We start from the raw sequence: 22,334 nt of genomic DNA, 5'->3' as shown, positions 1-22,334 counted from the left end.
TCAGCGTAGTTCTCTGACGGCGTTCTGAATGGTCTCCAGCGCTGCCTTGGAGAGATCCTTCGACAAGGTGTGCAGGATCAGCTTGCTGGTGACAGCATCGAGCTTATCCCGGATCAGACCAAGGAACTGAGGAGGTGCCACGAGAATCAAGTTGGCCATCTTGTTATCGACACGGGCTCGGTACAAGCGCTCGGCGACTTGCTTGGCAAACAGTTCGGCATGGTGGTGCAGAGCCACTTCCTCGCCACCCGACGATGTCGCCGTCGATTCGTGCATATCACCGCGCCCATCGGTGATCAGGTCGCCCTCATGCATGCGCCCCTCGGCATGTACCAGACTATCCTGTTCCGTCAGCTTCAGACCATCACGCGTGAAAATCCGGGCCCGGGCGGCATCCGCTACCACTATATAGGTCGTCATCAGCGTTTTCTCCATGAAGCGTTGCGTTGCCAGCTTGAATCAGCACATGTCTCACTTCTGGAGATTGGCAAGCACAGTCACATCGGTCAAACCGTCTGCAGTGAACGGGATGCCATGTCGGCATATATCGACACCTGCAGCCATTGCCATTCTGGGGTAGCATGCAGTCACCGGCAGGGATGCCGGCGCAACCGACCATAGCCGTCGATACCGCTCTACCGGGAGGTAACATCATGCGTCAGTTTTTATTCCCGCGTCGGCCACTGGCGCGACGTACGCTGCTCGGCTGCCATCTGATCGTTCAGCTCGGGCTACTGGTTGCCGGTAGTGCCTGGCTGGTACCTCGCACACCCTGGCTGAATGGCAGTGACTGGCATACCGCCTGGCCGGCCCTGGCCATGGGGGGAGGCATACTAGTGCTCGCCATGATCGGCGTCAGGCTACTGGCTGAACTGTGGCTTCTTCCTCATCACCTGGCCGGATTGCGAGCCGGCTTTGCCCCCAACGCCGTCGTTACGCGCTCCTTCGAGCGTCGTCCGGCCATCCATGATGACGACATGGCATGGACCAGTAGCGCCCGCGCAGTCGACAGCGAGGACACGGTGCTGGGCAACGCCAGACCCGCCTCGTCATCCGCGCGACAACAGCGGGGAGAGCCGACACTCGACATTGTCGCTGGTGAGGAGTCATCGACGACGCCTCGCCATGAGCCGCGCTTGTAGAGGTCGAGCCGACAATAGACGAGTATCATTCAACGCTCAGGTCAGCGCGCCTGGTCCGTGGCAGAGATCCGTCATTGTCGGCACAACCACTTCCGGCGTATTAGATGCAGGAGTCCCGTTGCACTGGCGGCCCCCAGCACATTCGCGCTGATATCCAGCCAGTCACCACCCAGACGCCCCGGCACCCAAAGCTGGGCGAATTCGATAGCGATGCCATACAAGCTCACTACCACAAACGCCCAGCGCAACGGCCACCCGGCCAGCCCCGACAAGCCGGCCAGGCCGGCATAGCCGATGAAATGATTGAGCTTGTCCCAAGGCAGTGTGTCGGGCATTTCCTTCCCGGGCGTCAGGCTGCCAAACGCGATCACGGCAGCGGCAGCCAATGCCAGTACCGCCCACAACCGGCGCCGGCCATGCCAGCGTGCAAGCCATCCCCGTATCATGTCGACACTGGATGGTACGTTGGACTCAGTTCGTGCAAAGCCTCCATCAGTGCGTCGACATGCGTAGGGTCGGTGAACTGACTGATACCGTGCCCGAGGTTGAACACATGGCCACTCCCCTCACCGAAGCTATCGAGAATACGCGCCACTTCGGCGCGAATCGCAGCTGGCGAAGCAAACAACACATTGGGATCGAGGTTCCCTTGCAGGGCAACCTGATGACCGATACGTCGACGTGCATCGGACAGCTCCGTCGTCCAGTCCAGCCCAACCGCATCGGCACCGCTGTCGGCGATGTGTTCCAGCCATTGGCCGCCGTTCTTGGTAAACAGGATGACGGGTACCCGGCGCCCTTCTTGTTCGCGGATCAGGCCGGCAACGATCTGTTCCATGTAGCGGAGCGAAAACTCCAGATAGGCCGGCGTCGTCAGCGTGCCTCCCCAGGTATCAAAGATCTGCACGACCTGTGCACCAGCACGAATCTGCGCGTTGAGATAATCGGTCACCGCCTGCGCCAGCAGGTCGAGCAACTGATGCATGGCATCGGGATTGCCATAAAGCATCGATTTGACGTGGCGAAAATCCTTGCTCGACGCACCCTCCACCATGTATGTCGCCAACGTCCAGGGACTACCGGAAAAGCCGATCAACGGCACGCGTCCATTCAATTCAGTCCGAATGGTGCGCAGGGCATTCATCACATAGTCCAGGTCATGCTCTACATCCGGTAACTCAAGTGCCGATACGGCTTCGGCGGTACGTACCGGCTTGCGGAACTTCGGCCCTTCGCCGGTTTCGAAATACAGCCCCAGCCCCATGGCATCGGGAATGGTCAGAATATCCGAAAACAGAATGGCACCATCAAGTGGATAGCGTTCCAGCGGCTGCAAGGTGACTTCACAAGCCATATCGGCATCACGGCACAAGTCCATGAAACTACCGGCACGCTCCCGAGTGGCACGATATTCGGGGAGGTAACGTCCCGCCTGACGCATCATCCAGACAGGGGTCCGGTCGACTGGCTGGCCGGCCAGGGCTCGCAGCAATCTATCGTTGCGGAGTTCCATCAGGGGCTCTCGATTGCGAATGTGTTCATATTGTACCCAATCGTATCAACCTCGGCGCGGGTCGTGAGCCATCATCATGATCCTGCTAGAATGGAGGCCCCCTTGAAACCGGCAACGTATGCCGGTCCGGCTATGCTGAGGTCAACACGTGACGATTCGATTCATCGCCGCTTCCCGGCTCCCCACTCCCTGGGCCACCTTCACCATGCACGGCTTCGAGGACGAGGCCACCGGCAAGGATCATATCGCTCTGACGCTGGGAGATGTCACCGATGGTCAGCCGGTACTCGGCCGCGTACATTCCGAATGCCTGACCGGCGACGCTCTGTTCTCGATGCGTTGCGATTGTGGCTATCAACTGCAGGAAGCCCTCAAGCGGATTGCCGACGAAGGGCGTGGCGTACTGCTCTATCTGCGTCAGGAAGGTCGGGGTATCGGGCTGCTCAACAAGATTCGCGCCTATCATCTCCAGGATGAAGGCGCCGATACGGTCGAAGCGAACGAACGTTTGGGATTCGAGGCCGACATGCGCCGCTACGACCTCTGTGTACCGATGCTGGAACATCTCGGCGTCGCATCGCTCAAGCTGATGACCAATAATCCGCGCAAGGTAGAGGCATTGACCCGTGACGGTGTTGCGATCGCCGAGCGGCTCCCCATCACGACCGGCCTCAATGCCCATAACGAACAATACCTCTCCACCAAGGCGGGCAAACTCGGCCACATGATGGCGCTGGACGATTTTACCCAAGCCAGCGACATCGATATCGAGCGAAAGCGCTGATACCTCATCTGCCTGAGCAAATCGTCGCGCAGCAAGCGATTCGTCGCCTGCTTTCAGGCAAAAAATTGCCTATGCTGACGATCCATTTCGCATACCAAGTAAATAACTTATTATTTTTATTGACGTTTCATGGAAATGGCATGCGCGCTGCCCTGTCAAGGGTGTCCACAAGGACATTTTTTCCTCATACAGCGTCAAGGAGCAGACACATGCCAACCCCTTGTTACATCAGCATCGAAGGCCAGAGCCAGGGCAACATCACGGCCGGCGCCTTCACGCCGGATTCCGTGGGCAACATTTACGTCGAGGGCCATGAAGACGAAATGCTGGTCCAGGAATTCAAGCACGTGGTCACGGTGCCCACGGATCCCCAGTCCGGTCAGCCTTCCGGTCAACGGGCCCACAAGCCTTTCATTTTCACCGTGGCCCTGAACAAGTCCGTACCCCTGCTTTACAACGCGCTCGCTTCCGGTGAGATGCTGCCCAATGTCGAACTCAAGTGGTATCGCACTTCGGTGGAAGGCAAGCAGGAACATTTCTTCACCACGACCCTGACTGACGCCACCATCGTCGACATCAATCTGCGTATGCCGCATGCTCAGGATCCGTCCAAGGCCGAGTTCACGCAATTGATGGACGTGGCACTGTCCTATCGCAAGATCGATTGGGAGCACACGGTTGCCGGCACCTCAGGGTCCGACGACTGGCGCGCACCGAAAGAAGCGTAACCAGCGTTGACCCCCTCCCCATACCACGTGGGGAGGGGATTGCTACTCAAGGTAAAAAAGCACTGACTACGCTTCAGCGGCACGCGCTTCCTTGATGACATCATAGGCGTTGCTTATTTCACGCGTTCGCTCTTCCGCCATTTCCCGCATGCTTTCCGGCAACCCCTTGCCTGCCAATTTATCGGGGTGGTTTTCACTCATCAGCCTACGGTAGGCCCGCTTGATCTCTGCATCACTCGATTCCGGATCGACCCCCAGCACGCTATAGGCATCCTGTAGCGATTGCCCCGATGATGCCTGACGGCCTTCACTGGTACTCCCGCGCAACATGGCCTCGATTTGCGCGATTTCCTCTTCGGAGCAGCCCAGACCACGCGCGATGCGCATCAACATGTCATGCTCGGCGGGATGCAATACTCCATCGGCAGCAATGGCGGAGAGTTGCACCTGCAGGAACACCTGCAGCAGAGCTCGCTGGCTACCGGCGATACGCCGTACCGTCGCCAGCTCAGTGTCCAGGTCGAAGTCCTCTCGCCTGCCACGTTCGAAAGCTGCCCGGGCCCGTTCCTGCTGCTGGGAGCTCAAGTGCAGCCGCTGGAAAAGCGCTTCGGCGACCTGCAGCTCATCATCGCTCACCTGACCGTCGGCCTTGCACAGGCAGCCCATGACGGCAAAGGTTGAATCGAGGAATTGCGTTTGCAATTGAGCGAGTCGTTTGACTACGACACCGCGTACGAACCGGCGTGCGATCCACCCTCCCAGCACGGCTCCGATCAGCAGCCCGGGTAGGCGACCGATCATGTAGCCCAACATCGCTCCAATCAGAATCGCGATCAGCATGCCAGTATCCTTATGAGGTCAGCGCATTGATACGTCGGCGGATGGAGGCCTCGATACCTTCGGCATCGAGGCCACATTCATGGAGTAACTCCGCCGGTTTACCGTGCTCGACGAATGCATCAGGCAATCCCAGATTGAGTACGGCACACAATTCACCTGCTTCCGCCAACAGTTCGTTGACACCACTGCCTGCACCACCAGCCACCACGTTTTCCTCCAGCGTGACCAGCAGGTCATGCTCCCGTGCCGCTGCCAGCACGGCGTCACGATCGAGCGGTTTGACCGTGCGCATGTTGATGTGCGAGGCATCGAGCCGTTCAGCCACCTCGGCGGCCGCCGTATTCAGGCTACCGAAAGCGAGCAGGGCGATTCGCTGCCCCTCGCGACGGATCTGCGCCCTGCCGATATCGATGGCCTCCAGATGCTCCGGCACTGCCACACCGGGTCCTGTACCACGTGGATAACGAACGGCCGCCGGACCGGGATGGTGATAGACGGCGCTCAACATCGCCCGGCACTCGGCTTCATCGGCCGGCGCCATTACCACCAACCCCGGAATACAGCGTACGAAGGAAAGGTCCAGCGCCCCATGATGCGTGGGGCCGTCTTCGCCGACCACCCCTGCCCGGTCCAGCGCAAACATGACATCGAGCCCCTGAACCGCCACGTCATGAATCAACTGATCATAACCACGTTGAAGGAAGGTCGAATAGATCGCCACCACCGGCTTCATGCCTTCGCAGGCGAGTCCCGCAGCAAGCGTCACGGCATGCTGCTCGGCGATGGCGACATCGTAATAGCGCTCGGGATACTCCTTGGAAAACCGCACTAGATCCGAGCCCTCACGCATGGCCGGCGTAATGCCGATCAGACGCTCATCCCGGGCTGCCATGTCACAGATCCACTCGCCGAAGACATTGCAGTATTTGCGCGGTTTGGCGGCCGGCTCGGGTTTCGCTTCACTCGGTGCCTTGGGCTCGACTTTCGGAGGCGGCGCCGGTGCCGGCTTTTCCAACTTCGTGATGGCATGGTAGCCGATCGGATCGGATTCCGCCGGCTGAAAACCACGCCCCTTGCAGGTCTTGATATGCAAAAACTGCGGCCCCTCAAGATCCCGCATGTTACGCAATGTATGCACCAACGCCGGCAAGTCATGACCATCGATGGGGCCGATGTAATTGAATCCCATCTCCTCGAACAGCGTTGCCGGACTGACCATGCCCTTCATGTGCTCTTCGGTTCGTTTGGCCAGCTCCAGCGCCCCGGGCAGATGCGACAAGACACGCTTGCTGTTCTCACGCATCAGGGTATAGGGCTTGCTGGTAAGAATGCGGGCCAGATAACTGGCCATGCCGCCGACGTTTTCCGAGATCGACATCTCGTTGTCATTGAGGACGACCAGCAGATTGGCATCGACATGACCGGCGTGTGCCAGTGCCTCGAAGGCCATCCCGGCCGACATGGCACCGTCACCGATCACGGCACAGACACGGCGTTTCTCGTGACGGGTACGCGCTGCCAGCGCCATGCCCAGCGCCGCCGACACAGAGGTGCTCGAATGGCCGACGCCAAAGGTATCGTATTCCGACTCGGCACGGCGGGGAAACGCCGCCAGGCCGCCATACTGACGGATGCTCAGCATCGCCTCGCGTCGTCCGGTCAGAATCTTGTGAGGATAGGCCTGATGACCGACATCCCAGACGAGACGGTCATAGGGTGTATCCAGGGCGTGGTGTAGTGCCACGGTCAACTCGACCACACCCAATCCGGCACCGAAGTGCCCGCCGCTACATCCGACACTATAGAGCAGGTAGGCACGCAGTTCGTCGGCAACCTGCATCAATTGGGACTGGTTCATGGAGCGCAGCCCAGCCGGCGTGTCGAGCGTGTCAAGCAAAGGCGTGGCCGGTCGCTCGGCGGGAATTTCGTCGAACAGTTTCATGAAGATATCAATCGTGTCAGTGATCGCGCTCGATCATGTATCGGGCCAGTTCGGCCAAGGGTGAGCCATTCTCGCCCAATGGAGCAAGCGCTTCCAGGGCTTCGTCCAGCAGCCCCTTCGCTTTTCGACGTGAGGCATCGAGGCCGAGTAACGCAGGATACGTGGGTTTCTCCCGGGCTGCATCGGCACCGGACGTCTTGCCGAGCGTCGCGGTATCGCCGGTAATATCGAGAATGTCATCATGGATCTGGAATGCTAGACCAATAGCCGCGGCATACCGATCGAGCGCGGCGACTCGGGCATCCGTTTCGGCCACCGCCGTCAAGGCTCCCATCCGCACGGCTGCACGAATCAACGCACCGGTTTTATGACGATGCATCTCGACCAACGCATCGACACTCGGCTGGGCTCCCACGGCATTTAGGTCCAGCGCCTGACCGGCAGCCATTCCATCACGGCCAGACGCCTCGGTCAGGCTACGCACCAGCGCCCCCAAGCGTGGATGTGAAGAACGCGCCAGCACCTCAAAGGCCAGCGTCTGCAAGGCATCCCCGGCCAGAATGGCCGTAGCGTCATCGAAGGCCTTGTGGACAGTTGGATTGCCTCGGCGCAGGTCGTCATCATCCATGGCGGGCAGGTCGTCATGCACCAGCGAATAGGCATGAATCAATTCCACGGCGGCGGCCGGTGCATCGAGTGCATCAGGCGCGGCTCCCAGGGCTCTACCCGTGACATAGACCAGGATGGGACGCAGGCGCTTGCCACCACCCAACACGCCATGACGCATCGCCGCCTCCAAGCGGGTCGACACCTCATTCCGATCATGAAAAAGAGCCTCGAGCACGCCTTCGATGCGCGTACGATGCTCGGCCAGACGGCGTTCCAGCGATGCCACGTCAGTCATTATCCCCAAGATCCTGATCGGCCGACTCGCCCAGGGAACCATCCGGCTGCTCGACCAGCGTACGCACCTTGAGTTCGGCTTCATCGAGTCGCCGTTGAGCATCTCGTGTCAAGCGTACTCCCTGCTCGAAGGCGGATAGCGACTCTTCCAGGGACAATTCGCCTGACTCAAGCCGATTGACCAGTGTCTCGAGCCGTTCGAGGGTCGAGGCAAAGTCCTGCGGTGTCACGGACTCGTCGGGTGCAGCATCCTGATCAGCCATATTGCCTCTCATTCATCCTCTCATCGTGCATGTCTTACCGACATGTCAGTCGCCAGTATACACGCAATCCCCCTGGGGGCGTCTGCCCCCGGATTCGATCATGTGCCTTTTTCATAATCCCTTCATGGCATTTTCATGGAGACTCCCCCCGGTAAGCATGCCAACTGTGCTAGGATAAGTCCGTTTTCGATTCCCGGGCATCGCGGACAGCCCAATGCGTCCCTGATGAGACAGCAACCGGGATCCATGAACTCCAATCGATTCAGAGATCAACGCGGCGCTTGCCGCGAGAGGGTTGACGCAACGATGGCCAAAACGTCCCTGGACAAGAGCAAAATCAAGATCCTGTTGCTCGAGGGTATTCACCAGAGCGCAGTGGACAACTTCCTGAACGCCGGCTACACCAACATTGAACACCTCTCCACCTCCCTGGATGAAGAGACGCTGATCGACAAGATCCGTGACGCCCACTTCCTGGGAATCCGTTCACGCACTCAGCTCACCGAGCGTGTCTTCGACGCGGCGGAGAAACTGACAGCCGTGGGTTGCTTCTGTATCGGTACCAATCAGGTCGACCTGAACGCTGCCCTGAAACGCGGGATTCCGGTTTTCAATGCCCCTTACTCCAACACGCGCTCGGTGGCGGAGCTGGTATTGGCCGAGTCGATCATGTTGCTGCGCGGCATCCCCGAAAAGAGTGCCCAGGCTCACCAGGGCGGCTGGCTGAAATCCGCCAAGAACTCACATGAAGCGCGCGGCAAGACTCTGGGTATCGTGGGTTATGGCAATATCGGTGCCCAATTATCGGTACTCGCCGAGTCGATGGGCTTCGATGTCCTCTATTACGATGTCGTCACCAAACTGGGCATGGGCAATGCCCGTCAGGTCGGCAGTCTGGAGGAGCTGCTCGCGCGATCCGATGTCGTCAGCCTGCATGTCCCCGACGTCCCCTCCACGCGCTGGATGATCGGCAAGGAGCAGATCGCTCTGATGAGGCAGGGCGGCATTCTCATCAACGCTTCCCGCGGCACGGTGGTGGATATCGAGGCCCTTGCCGAAGGGCTCAAGGAAGGCAAACTGCTTGGTGCAGCCATCGATGTCTTCCCCGTCGAACCCAAGAGCAATGGCGAGGAGTTCGTCAGTCCTCTGCGTGGACTCGAGAATGTCATCCTGACACCCCATGTCGGCGGCTCGACCCTGGAGGCTCAGGAAAACATCGGCGTCGAAGTCTCCGAGAAGCTGATTACCTACTCCGACAACGGTACGACCATCACCTCGGTCAATTTCCCGGAAGTGGCTCTGCCGGCGCATCCGGACAAGCACCGCCTGTTGCACATCCACGACAACGTCCCCGGTGTGCTGTCCGAGATCAACCGCGTGCTGTCGGAAAACGGCATCAACATTTCAGGCCAGTACCTTCAGACCAACGAGAAGGTCGGCTATGTGGTCGTCGATGTCGACAAGGCCTATGGTCCCAAGGCCCTGGAAGCCCTCAAGCAGGTCAATCACACCCTGCGGCTGCGCGTGCTCTACTCCGAGAGCAACTTCAATGCGTGACGCCACGGCGCAATGCCCCTGATATAGCACGGCCCCTCATACGAGGGGTCGCGACCTCAAGACATCGCGTCGTTCTGCGTGCCGCATGCCTTGCGCCACTCAAAAGTGCGTCGTTATCACCTCCGTCACCTCCAGCGTTTCATCGACGCACAACATGCGGCGCCACTTGTCAAAGGTCAGGCAGGGGTGAGACGTCCCAAAGGCCAGCACATCTCCCACGGCGATATCAGCGTTATGAGGGATCGCCAGGAACGTATGCTGGTCCATGATATGCGTCGTCCGCCAGCCACTGACGTCGACCGACACCGATCTTTCCGCACTCCGCGGATAACGGCGCAGCGGGAGCGGGAGATCCGGCTCATGACCGATATCGCGCTTACCCAGTGCGACGATGGCCAAACCTGGCTCGGGTAGTGACTGCACATGCGCGAAGACCTCGAGCGCCGGCTGCAATTCACCCTCGAGTCGAGGGTGGCGCGCCTTCACATCGCTCATCGCCCCGGCATAGAGCTTGTGATCGTGGACCACGTAGCATCCCGGCCGCAACACCGGGGTGTAGTGTTCACGCAATTCCGCCTTGTCGAATGCCTCGGCGATCAGATCGAACCATTTGGAGCCTGACGCGGTGACGATCGGCGTCTCCCGCTGGAGCACACCACTGGCATGCAAAGTGCGCACGGTCTCAACCAACCGTTCGCCGTAGGCACGCACAGCAGCCACTTCATTGCTGCCGGCGATCATGCCCTCGTACCCTTCGATGCCCGCCAGCGCCAGGGCGGGCTCTTCTCTGATCGCCGCGACCAGCATCTCGACCTGCTCGACATTGCGACATCCGCAACGACCGCCGTCGATGCCCAGCTCGATCAGCACATTGAGCGTCAGGCCGCGTTCGGCGAAGTACCCCCCTAGATCGCGCACGTTATCGACGTCATCCACCACGCAGTAATACTCGAGCCCGCGCTCGATGGCATCCGCTACCAGCGTCATGTTGGGGCGCCCGACCAACTGATTGGCCATCAACACGCGCGCGATGCCGTGAGCATGCGCCGCCACACTCTGCACCGCCGTCGCCAACGTTATGCCCCAAGCCCCCGCCTCGATCTGCCGCTTGAACAGAGCCGGTGCCATGGTGGTCTTGCCATGCGGGGCCAACTTGGCGCCGTGAGCGTCCGCGAAACGCTGCATCCAGGCCAGGTTATAGGCCAGCGGTGCCTCGAAGATCGCCGCCGTCGGCAGCGGAACGTCATGCAGCAGATGCGCCGGCTGCACGATCGGCACACCTTTTTCGATTTCCCATTGAGCGGGTTCGGACATCGTATTTTCCTCACGTTTTCTACTTCTAGTGTATTTACTAACACATAAAATAAAAATATGTTAGTTATTAACACACACATCAGCCATCGGATACGGACCTCTCGTGAGTCAAGAATTCGACATCCTGTCGCATATCACCGCCTGCTTGCCGAGCCTTCGCGAGTCGGAAAAAAAGGTTGCCTCGCTGATTCATGACGACATCGACTTCGTCACCGAGGCAAGCATCGGCGAGATCGCCAAACGCGCCGAGGTAAGTGACGCCACGGTGACGCGTTTCGCGCGAGCGGTGGGCTGCCGCAATGTACGCGACTTGAAAACGCGCCTCACACGGGCTCTGGCTGCCGGCCGCCGTTTCATTCATGAGGCCAGCGAAGAGGACGGCCTCAGCGTCATCTACGATACCGCCGCGCAGACGCTCTCGCTCAACCGCGAACTGATGGAACAGGCCGACGTCGAGGGAGCGGTGGCGATGCTCGACGATGCCCGCCAGATCCTGGTCTTCGGTGCCGGCGGTGGCTCCACGGTAATGGCACAGGAGATGCAATTCCGGCTCGTGCGGCTCGGTTACGCCATCAGTGCCTATCCGCAAGCACTCCTGCCTCGCATGGTCGCCTCGACCCTGGAGCCTGACGATGTCGTCGTCGCGCTCTCGATCACCGGCTACACCCCGGAGATCGTCGAAGCGGCCGAGCTGGCGCGCCAGTACGGCGCGCGCGTACTGGCGATTACCGCCACCGGTTCGCCACTGGCCAAGGTCGCCCATATCACGCTGCCGCTGGCGGCCCGCGAGACCGACTACATCTATTTCCCGTCATCATCGCGCTACGCCATGATGGCCGCCATTGACATGCTGGCGCTGGGCCTGGCGCTGCGGCACCGCGACCGTACCCGCGACAAGCTGCGACGACTCAAGATTACCCTCGATGCCCATCGCGGCGGCGATAATCGCCAGCCGCTGGGCGATTGAACCATATTGCGCAAGGAGTCGACATGTACGTCGATTTACTGATACAGCACGCCACAATCATCGACGGCAGCGGGCGTGATGCCTTCACCGCCGATGTCGCCATCCAGGGGGAACGAATCGTCGCCATGGGCGAACTGGAAAACACCAGTGCCCACGACGTGATCGAAGCCAAGGGCCTGATACTCACCCCAGGCTTCATCGACGTGCATACCCACGACGATACCAACGTCATCCGCACCCCGGAGATGCTGCCCAAGCTCTCTCAGGGCGTGACCACGGTGGTGGTCGGCAACTGTGGCATCAGCGCCAGCCCGGTCACGCTCACAGACGACGTACCCGATCCCATGAATTTGCTCGGCCGCGCGGAAGACTTTCGTTACCCCACCTTTGCCGCGTACGCCCAGGCAATCGACGCGGCGGTGCCCAGTGTCAACGTGGCGGCCCTGATCGGGCACACGAGTCTTCGTAGCCAGGTGATGGATCGCTTCGACCGCCCCGCCAGCGACGACGAGATCGCCGCCATGCGCGAGCAGTTGGAAACAGCATTGGGTGAGGGCGCCGTGGGCATGAGTTCGGGCTTGGCCTACCGCAATGCCTTCCATGCACCAACCACCGAGATGAACGCTCTGGTCGAGGCGGTAGGCCGCGCCGGCGGCGTCTATACCACACATCTGCGCGACGAATTCGCCGGGCTGATCGAGGCCATGGACGAAGCCGTCGCCACCGCGCGGCACGGTCAGGCGCCCTTGGTGATCTCGCATCTCAAGTGCGCCGGCGCCGGCAACTGGGGCAACGCGCCCAAGGCGTTAGTAAAGCTCGACGATGCCGCACGCTCCCATGGTGTGCATTGCGACTGCTACCCGTATACCGCTGGCTCCTCGACGCTGGATCTGGGCCAGGTCACCGATGAGATCGATATCTTCATCACCTGGTCCGACCCGCACCCGGAGATGGCTCGCCAGCCGCTGCAGGCGATTGCCGAGGCCTGGGATCTATCGCTGATGGACGCCGCCAAACGCCTGCAACCAGCCGGCGCGGTCTATCACAACATGAGCGAGGCGGACATGCGCCTAGTGCTATCGCATCCGCTGTCGATGGTCGGCTCCGACGGCCTGCCCAACGACCCGCACCCACATCCCCGTCTGTGGGGTACCTTCCCGCGCGTGCTCGCCCACTATAGTCGCGACCTGAAGCTGCTGCCGCTGAGCGAGGCCGTGCGCAAGATGACCGGGCTCTCGGCGACCAACTTCGGGCTAACGGACCGTGGCGTCATCCGCGTCGGCGCCTTCGCCGATCTGGTGCTGTTCGGGCTTGCACGACTTCAGGATACCGCCACCTACAGCGTCCCGGTTTCACTCGCCAGCGGCATTGAGCTGGTCGTCGTCAACGGCATGATCAGTTATCGCCACGGCGAGGCAAGAGGAATGCGAGCCGGACGGCTGTTGCGCCGTGACGTCCGGCTTTCTCCAGCCCCGGCCTCCGCGGACATTTCCAACGGGCGTGACAACGCCTTATCCCACTAAGTCGCATCCGAAAAGTCGGCAACCAGCAATACAGGAGGGCAAATCATGAGCATCAAACGTTATGGCGTCGAAGGGGGCATCGGCACCGGCGGCCAGACACTCCCTTTCGCTCGCGCCACCGAAGCGGGCGGCTGGCTGTTCGTCTCGGGGCAGACCCCCATGACGGACGGTGAAGTCGTCGAAGGCAGCATCGTCGAACAATCCCGACTGGCCTTCGCCAACTGCCTGAAGATCATGGAAGACGCCGGCTATGGCGTGGAGCACGTCGTGCATGTCACTGCAGTGCTGACCGACGCACGCTACTTCAGCTCATTCAACAAGGTATTCAAGGAGGTGTTCGGCGAGCATCCCCCGGCGCGCATCTGCAGCGTTCAGGACCTGGTGGTCGACTGCAAGGTGGAGGTCGATGTGAAGTGCTATCGCGCGGACAAGGCCTGAACCCACACCGAGAAGGCGCATGGTGCCGTTCGGGCAAGAGAAGGAGGTCGCGCCCCGGCAAGGGCGCGACCGACAGCGTAAAACCCCATTGGCTATGACATTCCACACTGCCCCGGCCGCGGCAACGGCCGGGACAACAATTATAAGAGGTTATTATGAACAGTCACGTTTTCCTCGGGTCATTCATCGCTTATGTGGTCGCCATGATCGCATTCGGCTGGTGGGTATCCCGCCATAGCCGCAGCAGCGGCGACGATTTCCTGTTGGGAGGCCGCAGTATTCCGATCTTCCTGACGATCGGCACCACCGTTGCCACCATGGTCGGCACCGGCTCCAGCATGGGCGCGGTCGGCTTCGGCTATGCCAACGGCTGGGCCGGGGCCCTCTACGGTATCGGCGGCTCAATCGGTGTGCTGCTGCTGGCGGCGTGGTTCGCACCGGTACGCGAGCTGCGTTTCATGACCATGAGCGAGGAGCTTTCCTACTATGTTGGCGCCAGTCGCCTGGTGCGCAACATCGTCGCTGTGCTGATCTACATCGCCTGTATTGGCTGGCTCGGCGCGCACATTCTCGGTGGTGGACTCTATCTATCATGGATGGCCGACATCGACCTGACTACCGCGCGCATCCTGGTGGCGTTGGGCTTCGGCATCTACTGCGTGATCGGCGGCTATATGGCCGTGGTATGGACCGACACCATCCAGGCAGTAGTGCTGTTTATCGGCTTCATCGTGATGGCCATCATCGCATTGTTCGAGGTCGGCGGATTCTCCGGCCTGGGCGCTGACATGGATGTCGCAACCACCAGTTTCCTCGGCATCGACAAGATCGGCGTGATACCAGCGTTGTCTCTGGCAGCGGTCATCGCCGTCGGCGTGCTGGCAACGCCCTCCTATCGACAGCGCATCTACTCCGGCAACTCGGTCCATTCCGTCCGCAAGTCATTCGTGATCACCGGCATTCTTTATATGATCTTCTCGATCATCCCGGCGATCATCGGTATGGCCACCCACGCGCTGAACCCCGGCCTGGACAACAGCAACTTCGCCTTCCCCTTCCTGGCGACCGAAATCCTGCCGCTATGGCTCGGCTTGCTGTTACTCGTTGCCGGACTCTCGGCGACTATGTCGAGCGCCAGTTCGGATGCTATCGCCGGCGTCTCGATCCTGCTGCGCGATGTCTACGTGCTGTTCACCGGGCACACACCCGCTGGGCACAAGGTCGTCATCCTCTCGCGCCTGGCGCTGGTCGCCACCATCGGCTTGGCGCTGTTGTTCGCGCTGATCTCCGACAATGTCATCGATTACATCACCAGCATGATCGCCACGGTCATGGCCGGGATGTTCGTGTGCGGCGTGCTGGGACGCTTCTGGCCGCGCTACAACTGGCAGGGCGCCATCGCCACCCTGATCGCCGCGTCGGCGACCTCGCTGGCGGTGATCAACGTGGACAGCTGGACGGCCTTCTGGGGCAACCCCAGCATCCCCGCCGTTCTGGTCGCACTCATCGTGGGCGTCGTGGTCAGCCTGGTCACACCCGCCTCCAAGGTGTCGTCAGAACATGCCCTGCAACGTATCAACGAGGAGCGCCAGCGCATGGAAAGCGATATCAATCCTGCATTGACACCTCAGGCCGATTCAGCGACCTGAGTTTCCCGTTAGTCCCTGGCCGCCCTAACCAACAGGTGGGGCGGCATCATGACGCAGATGCATCACCGTGAGGCATTGCGTAAAATACCCGCTTTCAGCGACACCATCACATTATCCCGGTCCGCCCTTTGCGAGGACGACAACCAGGAGACAAGGCATGAATCATCCCAGCGATTCTCCACGAATCGTCGTCGTGGCGTTGTACAAGTTCGTCACGCTCGAAGACCATGAAGCCCTGCGCGAGCCGCTTCGGCAAGTCATGCTCGACAACGACGTCAAAGGCACGCTGTTATTGGCCCGTGAAGGCATCAATGGCACCGTGGCCGGCCAGCGAGCGGGTATCCAGGCCTTGTTCGACTGGTTACAGGCCGACTCGCGCCTCGCCGATGTCGATTACAAGGAGTCCTATTGCGACCATCCTCCCTTCTACCGCACCAAGGTCAAGCTCAAGCGCGAGATCGTGACCATGGGCATAGAGGGGATCGATCCCAATCAGCAGGCCGGTACCTATGTCGAGCCGGAAGACTGGAATGAGGTCATTACCGATCCCGAGGTACTGGTGATCGATACACGCAACGACTATGAAGTTGCCATCGGCTCATTCGAAGGCGCCATCGACCCCAGGACCAAGTCTTTCCGCGAATTTCCGGATTACGTCAAAGAGCGCTACGACCCTTCCCGGCACAAGAAGGTCGCCATGTTCTGCACAGGCGGAATCCGCTGCGAGAAAGCCTCCAGTTTCATGCTCGAGCAGGGATTCGAGGAGGTTTATCACCTCAAGGGAGGCATCCTCAATTATCTGCAGCATGTCCCCGAAAATGAATCGCTCTGGCGCGGTCAATGTTTCGTGTTCGACAACCGTGTCACGGTGCGTCACGACCTCAGCGAAGGGGAATATGACCAATGCCACGCCTGCCGTATGCCGATCTCTGCCGAGGACCAGCGTTCCGAATCTTACGAGCCCGGGGTCAGCTGTCCCCACTGCTACGATTCATTACCCGAGAAAACGCGTGCCGCCGCCCGTGAACGTCAACGTCAGATCGAACTGGCCAGGGCCCGGGGCGAACCGCATCCGATCGGTCATGACCCCCGCAAGGAGAGATCGGAGGCCTGATGGGAGGCTGATAAGCGAAGCAGTGCCTTTGCATGCCCTCAAGTTTTCACCGGTCTGGCCGATAGTGTTGATGACATCCCATATTCATACCCCATTATCGACTAGCTATCCTGGAGAACTGATACCGTGCGCATTTCGCGAAGCCGACAGCGCTCTCAGAAGCCTGAGAAAATCTATAGCGACAAGGATATCGAGGGCATGCTGGTGCTGTTGATCTATTCGGGACGTCACAGCCATGCCGAACCACTGCTGGCGGAAGCCCGCAAGCTGCTGCCAGGTGTCGATGAAGATCAACTCAACGGCGTGGCAAACAAGCTGGCCAAGCAATTGAAGGACAATGGAATTGCCTGGTAGAGCGCACTGAGGCGACCACGGAGGTCAGAAGCAGGTTGCCATTTCCTCAGCGCCCTTTATCGAGAGACAATTGCATCGCATGGCTGTTGCGCTCCTCATCGCCGTCAGGGCGACTATTGTGATGTGTCGCGCGCATATTGTCAGGCCTTCGGCAGAACCAGGATGGCACGGAAATCGTTGACATTGGTCCGGGTCGGACCGGTCACGATCAGGCCATCGAGCTCGGCGAAAAAATGATAGGCATCGTTGTTGTCCAGGTAGTCGACTGGCGAGATCCTTGCTGCTCTGGCGCGGTCCCAGCACGTGGGGCCGAACATGGCACCGGCATTATCCTCGGAGCCATCGATACCATCAGTATCGATGGCCAGGGCATAAATGCCTGCGGCCCCCTTGAGGTAAGCAAACAGGCCCAGCAGATATTCGACGTTGCGTCCGCCTCGACCATCACCATGCACCGTGACGCTGGTTTCACCTCCCGACAGGATCAACAGCGGCCGGTCGATTTCACTCTGGCACTCGAGCGCCAACCGGCCCTGTGCCTGGCCGAGTTCACGAGCCTCTCCTTCCAGATCGTCACCGAGGATCCTGACATCCACCCCGCTGCGCTCGGCTCGTTCGCGTGCTGCCTCCAGGGCATCACGAGCACGAGCCAGTATCAGTGCCTCATCACGAGCGAAACCGGGATCATCACGGCGTGGGGCGTTGTCATGTTTCGTCAGGTGGTGATACACGCTATCAGGGATCTCGATACCATAATGCTCGATAAGCGCCAGGGCATCCGCCGCTGTCGAGTCATCGGGAAGCGTGGGGCCGGAAGCGACCAGACTCGGTTCATCACCGGGCACATCGGACACCAGATACGTGACGACCCGGGCCGGATGAGCGTGAAATGCCAGACGTCCCCCCTTGATTGCCGACAAGTGTCGACGCACGGTATTGATATCCTGGATTGGCGCACCACAGCGCAGGAGCGCCTGGTTCACGGCTTGCTTGTCAGCCAGCTCGAGTCCCGGAGCCGGCAATGTCAATAGAGCCGACCCGCCCCCTGACACCAGTACGATCACCAAGTCATCGGCTGTCAACGGCCCGACCCGATCAAGTATGCGTTGGGCCGCCTCGATGCCGAGATCATCCGGCATGGGATGAGACGCTTCCAGTACTTCGATATGGCGACAGGGTTCACTATGTCCATAACGTGTGACGACCATCCCTTCAAGCGGAGCAGTCGGACAATGCGCCTCCCAGGCGGATTCAAGTGCCTTGGCCATGGCGGCGGCGGCCTTGCCGGCCCCGACCACCACAGTCCGTCCATCGGGCGAATTGGGAAGGCAGTCGCCAAACAGGCGATCGGGATACACAGCCGAGACAGCCGACTGGGCTAGATGAGTCAACCACTGCCGAGAAGCGTCATGGCTGGTGAAAGGCACATAGGCATTCATCGACGAAGTCCTCGCTGGAAAGACGACACGCGTTACGACGGAAAAAAACCGGCAGCGGGTCAACTCAAAGCTACCCATTGCCGGCGGAGGGCCACATGTCGTGGCGAATGGCGGGCGACGACCCCGCGCCCGCCAAATCAGGAAACGTAGGGAAAAGCGGCAGATGTGCAACCGCCTCGATTCAGCGGTTGACCTCGTGATTGGCGAGAGCTTCCAACGCTTTCAACATGCCGGAATGGTCCCACTCTTCTCCACCATGCGCCGCACAAGCCTGGAACAGTTGCTGCGCATTGGCGGTACCGGGCAAGGAAAGGTTGAGACTGCGCGCTCCCTCCAGCGCCAGATTGAGATCCTTCTGGTGCAGATGCACCTTGAAACCGGGCTCGAAGGTACGGTTGATCATGCGCTCGCCGTGGACATCAAGAATCTTCGACTGTGCCAACCCACCGAGCAGCGACTCACGCACCTTGGCCACGTCGGCGCCCGCCTTGGAGGCGAACAGCAGCCCTTCGGAGACGGCCTCGATGGTCAATGCCACAACGATCTGGTTGGCGACCTTGCAGGTCTGGCCGTCGCCATGACCGCCGATATGCGTGATGGTCTTGCCCATGACCTCGAACAGCGGCAGGGCGCGTTCGAATCCCTCCTTGGTTCCACCGACCATGATGGTCAACGCTGCATTGATCGCGCCTCCTTCACCACCGGAGACCGGCGCGTCGACGTATTCACCACCAGCATCGTGAATACGCTTGGCAAAATCCTGTGTCGCCAAGGGCGCAATGGAACTCATGTCGATCACCAAGGTACCTGGCTTCAGGCCCTCTACGACACCGTTCTCACCGAACAGGACCGCCTCCACGTCCGGTGTATCCGGCACCATGGTAATGACGATCTCGGATACCTCGGCGACCGCCTTGGGGCTGGCTACCACCTGAGCCCCCTTGTCCGCCAACTCCTGGGGAAGAGGCTTGCGATGTTCAACGGTCGTGACGTCGTGACCGGCATCCAGCAAGTGTCCTGCCATGGGACGCCCCATGATACCCAATCCAATAAAACCGATCTTGCTCATGATGTTTCTCCTTTCAGCTTGTCTTCATGATCGTTGGCAAACTTCTGAAACGCGTCGTGAGCGCAGGCAGGTCGGCCACCGCCGGCACGCAGTCACCGGAGTTGACTGGGTGCTCAATGAGGATTGCGACGGTTCGACGCCTCGACACCGCCGGCGGCCAAGATGCCGAGCGCAACAGCGTTTCACCGATCCAGCCAGCCGAGCCCTTCACGCGTTGTCGTCCGGGGTTTGTACTCGCACCCGACCCAGCCGTCGTAGCCGAGACGATCGAGGTGAGCAAACAGAAACGGATAGTTGATCTCTCCGGTGCCAGGCTCATGACGTCCAGGCGTATCGGCAATCTGGATGTGAGCGATTCGCGACTGGTGCTTCTCCAGCGTTGGAGCCAGGTCCCCTTCCATGATCTGCATGTGATAGATGTCGTACTGCAACTTGAGATTGTCACTTCCCACCTCGTCGAAGACACCGAGAGCCTGCTCGGTCCGATTGAGGAAGAAGCCGGGAATATCTCGGGTGTTGATCGGTTCGGCGATCAGCAGGACGCCGGCGTCCTTGAGCTTGTCGGCGGCGTAACGCAGATTTCCGATCAACGTCTTGCGTGCTTCATCATGACTGACACCTTGCGGCTGAATGCCGGCCAGGCAATTGACCTGCTTGCAGCCAAGCGTCGTCGCATACTTGATCGCCGTATCGACACTGTCACGGAACTCATCGATCCGATCGGGGTGGCAGGCGATCCCCCGCTCGCCTGCACTCCAATCACCTGCCGGCAGGTTGTGCAGCACCTGGGTCAAGCCATTGGCATCGAGTCGCTGCTTGATGTCCTCAGCCGGATAGTCATAGGGAAAAAGGTACTCTACCCCCTTGAATCCGGCATCGGCGGCGGCCTGGAAGCGATCCAGGAAATCCATCTCGGTAAACAGCATACTGAGATTGGCGGCAAATTTTGGCATAACGGTCTCCTCGCTTGTTATCGATTCTCGTGACGATCCGCCGACGTCCGGTCAGCCTCAAGTCAGGGCAGCGATGGATGTCGGTGCTTCGGTGGTGTTTTCGGCCAGCGCCTCGAACTCGTTGACCCCGTCGAGATCGGTCCCCATGGAAATATTAGTCACCCGCTCGAGAATGATCTCGACAACGACGGGCACTCGATACTGTTGCATCAATTCACGCGCCTCGGAGAATGCCGCACCGATCGCCTCGGGACGGGTGACCCGCAGGGCCTTACAGCCCAGGCCTTCGACCACCGAGACGTGATCCACACCGTACCCATTGATCTCGGGACAGTTAATATTCTCGAACGCCAGTTGTACACAGTAGTCCATGTCAAAACCGCGTTGCGCCTGGCGAATCAGTCCCAGGTAGGAGTTATTCACCAGAACGTGAATATAGGGCAAGTTGAATTGGGCACCGACAGCCAGTTCCTCGACCATGAACTGAAAGTCATAGTCGCCCGACAACGCCACCACCTCCGCTTCCGGATCCGCTCGGCAGACCCCAAGGGCGGCAGGAATCGTCCACCCCAAAGGGCCGGCCTGACCACAGTTGATCCAATGACGGGGCTGATAGACATGCAGGAACTGAGCGCCGGCTATCTGCGACAGGCCGATGGTGCTGACATAGCGCGTGTTTCGCCCGAAGGCCTTGTTCATCTCTTCGTACACACGCTGCGGCTTGACCGGCACATCGTCGAAATGTGTCTTGCGCAGCAAGGTCCGCTTGCGCTCCTGGCATGTTTCGGCCCAGTCACTGCGATCCTTGAGCCGGCCTTCGGCCTGCCACTGTCGGGCCACCTCGACGAACAGCTCGAGCGCGGCGCCGGCATCGGAGACGATCCCGTAATCCGGCCCGAAGATCCGGCCGATCTGGGTCGGCTCGATATCGACATGGACGAACGTGCGTCCCTGAGTATACGTATCGAGGCTGCCGGTGTGTCGGTTGGCCCAGCGGTTGCCGATACCCATGACGAAATCGGAAGCCAGCAGCGTAGCATTGCCGTAACGATGCGCTGTCTGCAACCCCGCCATTCCTGCCATCAAGGGATGATCGTCGGGGATCGTCCCCCAGCCCATCAGAGTGGGAATGACCGGTACCCCGGTGAGCTCGGCTAATTCAACGAGCTTGTCGCTGGCATCGGCATTGATGATGCCTCCGCCCGCCACCAGCAAAGGACGCTCCGCGTCATTGAGCATGGCCAAGGCCTTCTCGATCTGGGCGCGTGTCGCACTCGGCTTGTAAGCCGGTAACGGCTCGTAGGTGTCGGGATCGAACTCGATTTCACTCATCTGCACATCGATCGGCAGATCGATCAATACCGGACCGGGACGCGATGAACGCATCAACTGGAAGGCCTGCTGAAATGCCCGGGGTACCTGGGCCGGTTCCAGTACCGTGACCGCCCACTTGGTCACCGGGCCGGCAATCTCACGAATATTGACCGCCTGAAAATCTTCCTTGTGAAGCTTGGCGCTGGGCGCCTGTCCGGTGATGCAGAGGATCGGGATGGAATCGGCACTGGCCGAATACAGTCCCGTGACCATGTCGGTTCCCGCTGGTCCGGACGTGCCGATGCAAACGCCGATATTGCCGGCCTGGGTGCGGGTATACCCCTCGGCCATGTGCGAGGCACCTTCGACGTGGCGCGCCAGCACGTGATCGACACCACCAACGCGACGCATAGCGGCATAGAACGGGTTGATGGCGGCACCCGGCAGCCCGAAGGCAACCTCGACACCTTCCTTCTTGAGTACGTGAACGGCGGCTTCTGCTGCTGTCATTTTAGCCACGACGAATCC

General features: G+C 60.0%; 22 protein-coding genes. 10 read left to right on the top strand and 12 right to left on the bottom strand.

What is annotated here, in order from left to right; all coding sequences use genetic code 11:
- Window positions 1-420 (bottom strand): host attachment protein, encoded by a 420-nt coding sequence (locus BLW01_RS07635; RefSeq protein ID WP_092568899.1) that lies wholly within the window; start codon window positions 418-420, stop codon window positions 1-3.
- Between the two features lie 233 nt (window positions 421-653).
- Here BLW01_RS07635 and BLW01_RS07630 point away from each other — a divergent pair, with 233 nt between their 5' ends.
- The gene (locus BLW01_RS07630) at window positions 654-1,142 is read left to right on the top strand and encodes a hypothetical protein (protein WP_092568898.1); all 489 of its coding nucleotides are present in this window, start codon (window positions 654-656) and stop codon (window positions 1,140-1,142) included.
- Window positions 1,143-1,213: 71 nt separating this feature from the next.
- On the opposite strand, the gene BLW01_RS07625 is transcribed toward BLW01_RS07630, so the two are convergent.
- Both BLW01_RS07625 and hemE read right to left on the bottom strand, forming a co-directional pair.
- Window positions 1,214-1,588, bottom strand: coding sequence for a VanZ family protein (locus BLW01_RS07625; protein ID WP_092568897.1), 375 nt, complete (start codon window positions 1,586-1,588; stop codon window positions 1,214-1,216).
- Window positions 1,585-2,655, bottom strand: coding sequence for a uroporphyrinogen decarboxylase (gene hemE / locus BLW01_RS07620; RefSeq protein ID WP_092568896.1), 1,071 nt, complete (start codon window positions 2,653-2,655; stop codon window positions 1,585-1,587). The genes BLW01_RS07625 and hemE overlap by 4 nt, the downstream gene beginning before the upstream one ends.
- 148 nt (window positions 2,656-2,803) lie before the next feature.
- Between hemE and ribA the strand changes: the two genes are divergently transcribed.
- Both ribA and BLW01_RS07610 read left to right on the top strand, forming a co-directional pair.
- Window positions 2,804-3,439, top strand: coding sequence for a GTP cyclohydrolase II (gene ribA / locus BLW01_RS07615; protein ID WP_092568895.1), 636 nt, complete (start codon window positions 2,804-2,806; stop codon window positions 3,437-3,439).
- Window positions 3,440-3,648: 209 nt separating this feature from the next.
- Window positions 3,649-4,167, top strand: coding sequence for an Hcp family type VI secretion system effector (locus BLW01_RS07610; RefSeq protein ID WP_092568894.1), 519 nt, complete (start codon window positions 3,649-3,651; stop codon window positions 4,165-4,167).
- 66 nt (window positions 4,168-4,233) lie between these two features.
- Here the strand turns inward: BLW01_RS07610 and djlA are convergent, their stop codons facing one another.
- From djlA to BLW01_RS07590, 4 genes are read right to left on the bottom strand one after another with little or no spacing between them, the layout of a single operon-like run.
- On the bottom strand, window positions 4,234-5,007 hold the full coding sequence (gene djlA / locus BLW01_RS07605) for a co-chaperone DjlA (RefSeq protein ID WP_092568893.1): 774 nt from the start codon (window positions 5,005-5,007) through the stop codon (window positions 4,234-4,236).
- Window positions 5,008-5,017: 10 nt separating this feature from the next.
- Entirely contained in the window at window positions 5,018-6,949 is a 1,932-nt protein-coding gene (gene dxs / locus BLW01_RS07600; RefSeq protein WP_175529794.1) for a 1-deoxy-D-xylulose-5-phosphate synthase, read from the bottom strand.
- Between the two features lie 16 nt (window positions 6,950-6,965).
- Window positions 6,966-7,853 (bottom strand): (2E,6E)-farnesyl diphosphate synthase, encoded by an 888-nt coding sequence (gene ispA / locus BLW01_RS07595; RefSeq protein WP_092568891.1) that lies wholly within the window; start codon window positions 7,851-7,853, stop codon window positions 6,966-6,968.
- Complete coding sequence (locus BLW01_RS07590; RefSeq protein ID WP_092568890.1) at window positions 7,846-8,115, bottom strand: exodeoxyribonuclease VII small subunit; 270 nt, start codon at window positions 8,113-8,115, stop codon at window positions 7,846-7,848. The genes ispA and BLW01_RS07590 overlap by 8 nt, the downstream gene beginning before the upstream one ends.
- A 306-nt stretch (window positions 8,116-8,421) precedes the next feature.
- Here BLW01_RS07590 and serA point away from each other — a divergent pair, with 306 nt between their 5' ends.
- Window positions 8,422-9,672 carry a phosphoglycerate dehydrogenase gene (serA, locus tag BLW01_RS07585; RefSeq protein ID WP_092568889.1) on the top strand — a complete coding sequence of 417 codons (1,251 nt, stop codon included), beginning with the start codon at window positions 8,422-8,424 and terminating at the stop codon, window positions 9,670-9,672.
- Between the two features lie 99 nt (window positions 9,673-9,771).
- Here serA and BLW01_RS07580 read toward each other — a convergent pair whose 3' ends face one another.
- Window positions 9,772-10,986, bottom strand: coding sequence for an amino acid deaminase (locus BLW01_RS07580; RefSeq protein ID WP_092568888.1), 1,215 nt, complete (start codon window positions 10,984-10,986; stop codon window positions 9,772-9,774).
- A gap of 103 nt (window positions 10,987-11,089) precedes the next feature.
- Here BLW01_RS07580 and BLW01_RS07575 point away from each other — a divergent pair, with 103 nt between their 5' ends.
- The 6 genes from BLW01_RS07575 (at window position 11,090) to BLW01_RS07550 (ending at window position 17,031) form a co-directional block, all read left to right on the top strand.
- Window positions 11,090-11,953 (top strand): MurR/RpiR family transcriptional regulator, encoded by an 864-nt coding sequence (locus BLW01_RS07575; protein WP_092568887.1) that lies wholly within the window; start codon window positions 11,090-11,092, stop codon window positions 11,951-11,953.
- 23 nt (window positions 11,954-11,976) lie between these two features.
- On the top strand, window positions 11,977-13,476 hold the full coding sequence (locus BLW01_RS07570) for an N-acyl-D-amino-acid deacylase family protein (RefSeq protein ID WP_092568886.1): 1,500 nt from the start codon (window positions 11,977-11,979) through the stop codon (window positions 13,474-13,476).
- 45 nt (window positions 13,477-13,521) lie between these two features.
- A complete protein-coding gene (locus tag BLW01_RS07565) occupies window positions 13,522-13,914 on the top strand; it encodes a RidA family protein (protein ID WP_092568885.1) in 393 nt (130 codons plus the stop codon).
- A 203-nt stretch (window positions 13,915-14,117) separates the two neighbouring features.
- Complete coding sequence (locus BLW01_RS07560; RefSeq protein WP_229806449.1) at window positions 14,118-15,563, top strand: sodium:solute symporter family protein; 1,446 nt, start codon at window positions 14,118-14,120, stop codon at window positions 15,561-15,563.
- Between the two features lie 157 nt (window positions 15,564-15,720).
- Window positions 15,721-16,677 carry an oxygen-dependent tRNA uridine(34) hydroxylase TrhO gene (gene trhO, locus BLW01_RS07555; protein ID WP_092568883.1) on the top strand — a complete coding sequence of 319 codons (957 nt, stop codon included), beginning with the start codon at window positions 15,721-15,723 and terminating at the stop codon, window positions 16,675-16,677.
- A gap of 126 nt (window positions 16,678-16,803) precedes the next feature.
- Window positions 16,804-17,031 carry a hypothetical protein gene (locus tag BLW01_RS07550; protein WP_092568882.1) on the top strand — a complete coding sequence of 76 codons (228 nt, stop codon included), beginning with the start codon at window positions 16,804-16,806 and terminating at the stop codon, window positions 17,029-17,031.
- A 140-nt stretch (window positions 17,032-17,171) separates the two neighbouring features.
- Here BLW01_RS07550 and BLW01_RS07545 read toward each other — a convergent pair whose 3' ends face one another.
- The 4 genes from BLW01_RS07545 to gcl form a co-directional block, all read right to left on the bottom strand.
- Window positions 17,172-18,470, bottom strand: coding sequence for a glycerate kinase type-2 family protein (locus BLW01_RS07545; protein WP_092568881.1), 1,299 nt, complete (start codon window positions 18,468-18,470; stop codon window positions 17,172-17,174).
- Between the two features lie 181 nt (window positions 18,471-18,651).
- Window positions 18,652-19,539 (bottom strand): 2-hydroxy-3-oxopropionate reductase, encoded by an 888-nt coding sequence (locus BLW01_RS07540; RefSeq protein ID WP_092568880.1) that lies wholly within the window; start codon window positions 19,537-19,539, stop codon window positions 18,652-18,654.
- Between the two features lie 182 nt (window positions 19,540-19,721).
- Window positions 19,722-20,492: a hydroxypyruvate isomerase gene (gene hyi, locus BLW01_RS07535; RefSeq protein WP_092568879.1), complete on the bottom strand. Its 771-nt coding sequence runs from the start codon at window positions 20,490-20,492 to the stop codon at window positions 19,722-19,724.
- Between the two features lie 57 nt (window positions 20,493-20,549).
- Window positions 20,550-22,325: a glyoxylate carboligase gene (gene gcl, locus BLW01_RS07530; protein WP_092568878.1), complete on the bottom strand. Its 1,776-nt coding sequence runs from the start codon at window positions 22,323-22,325 to the stop codon at window positions 20,550-20,552.
- Window positions 22,326-22,334 lie beyond the last annotated feature (9 nt).

It is taken from the genome of Aidingimonas halophila (genome assembly GCF_900106955.1).
GTDB classification, from domain to species: domain Bacteria; phylum Pseudomonadota; class Gammaproteobacteria; order Pseudomonadales; family Halomonadaceae; genus Aidingimonas; species Aidingimonas halophila.
This window is presented reverse-complemented; position numbering and strand designations above follow the sequence as displayed.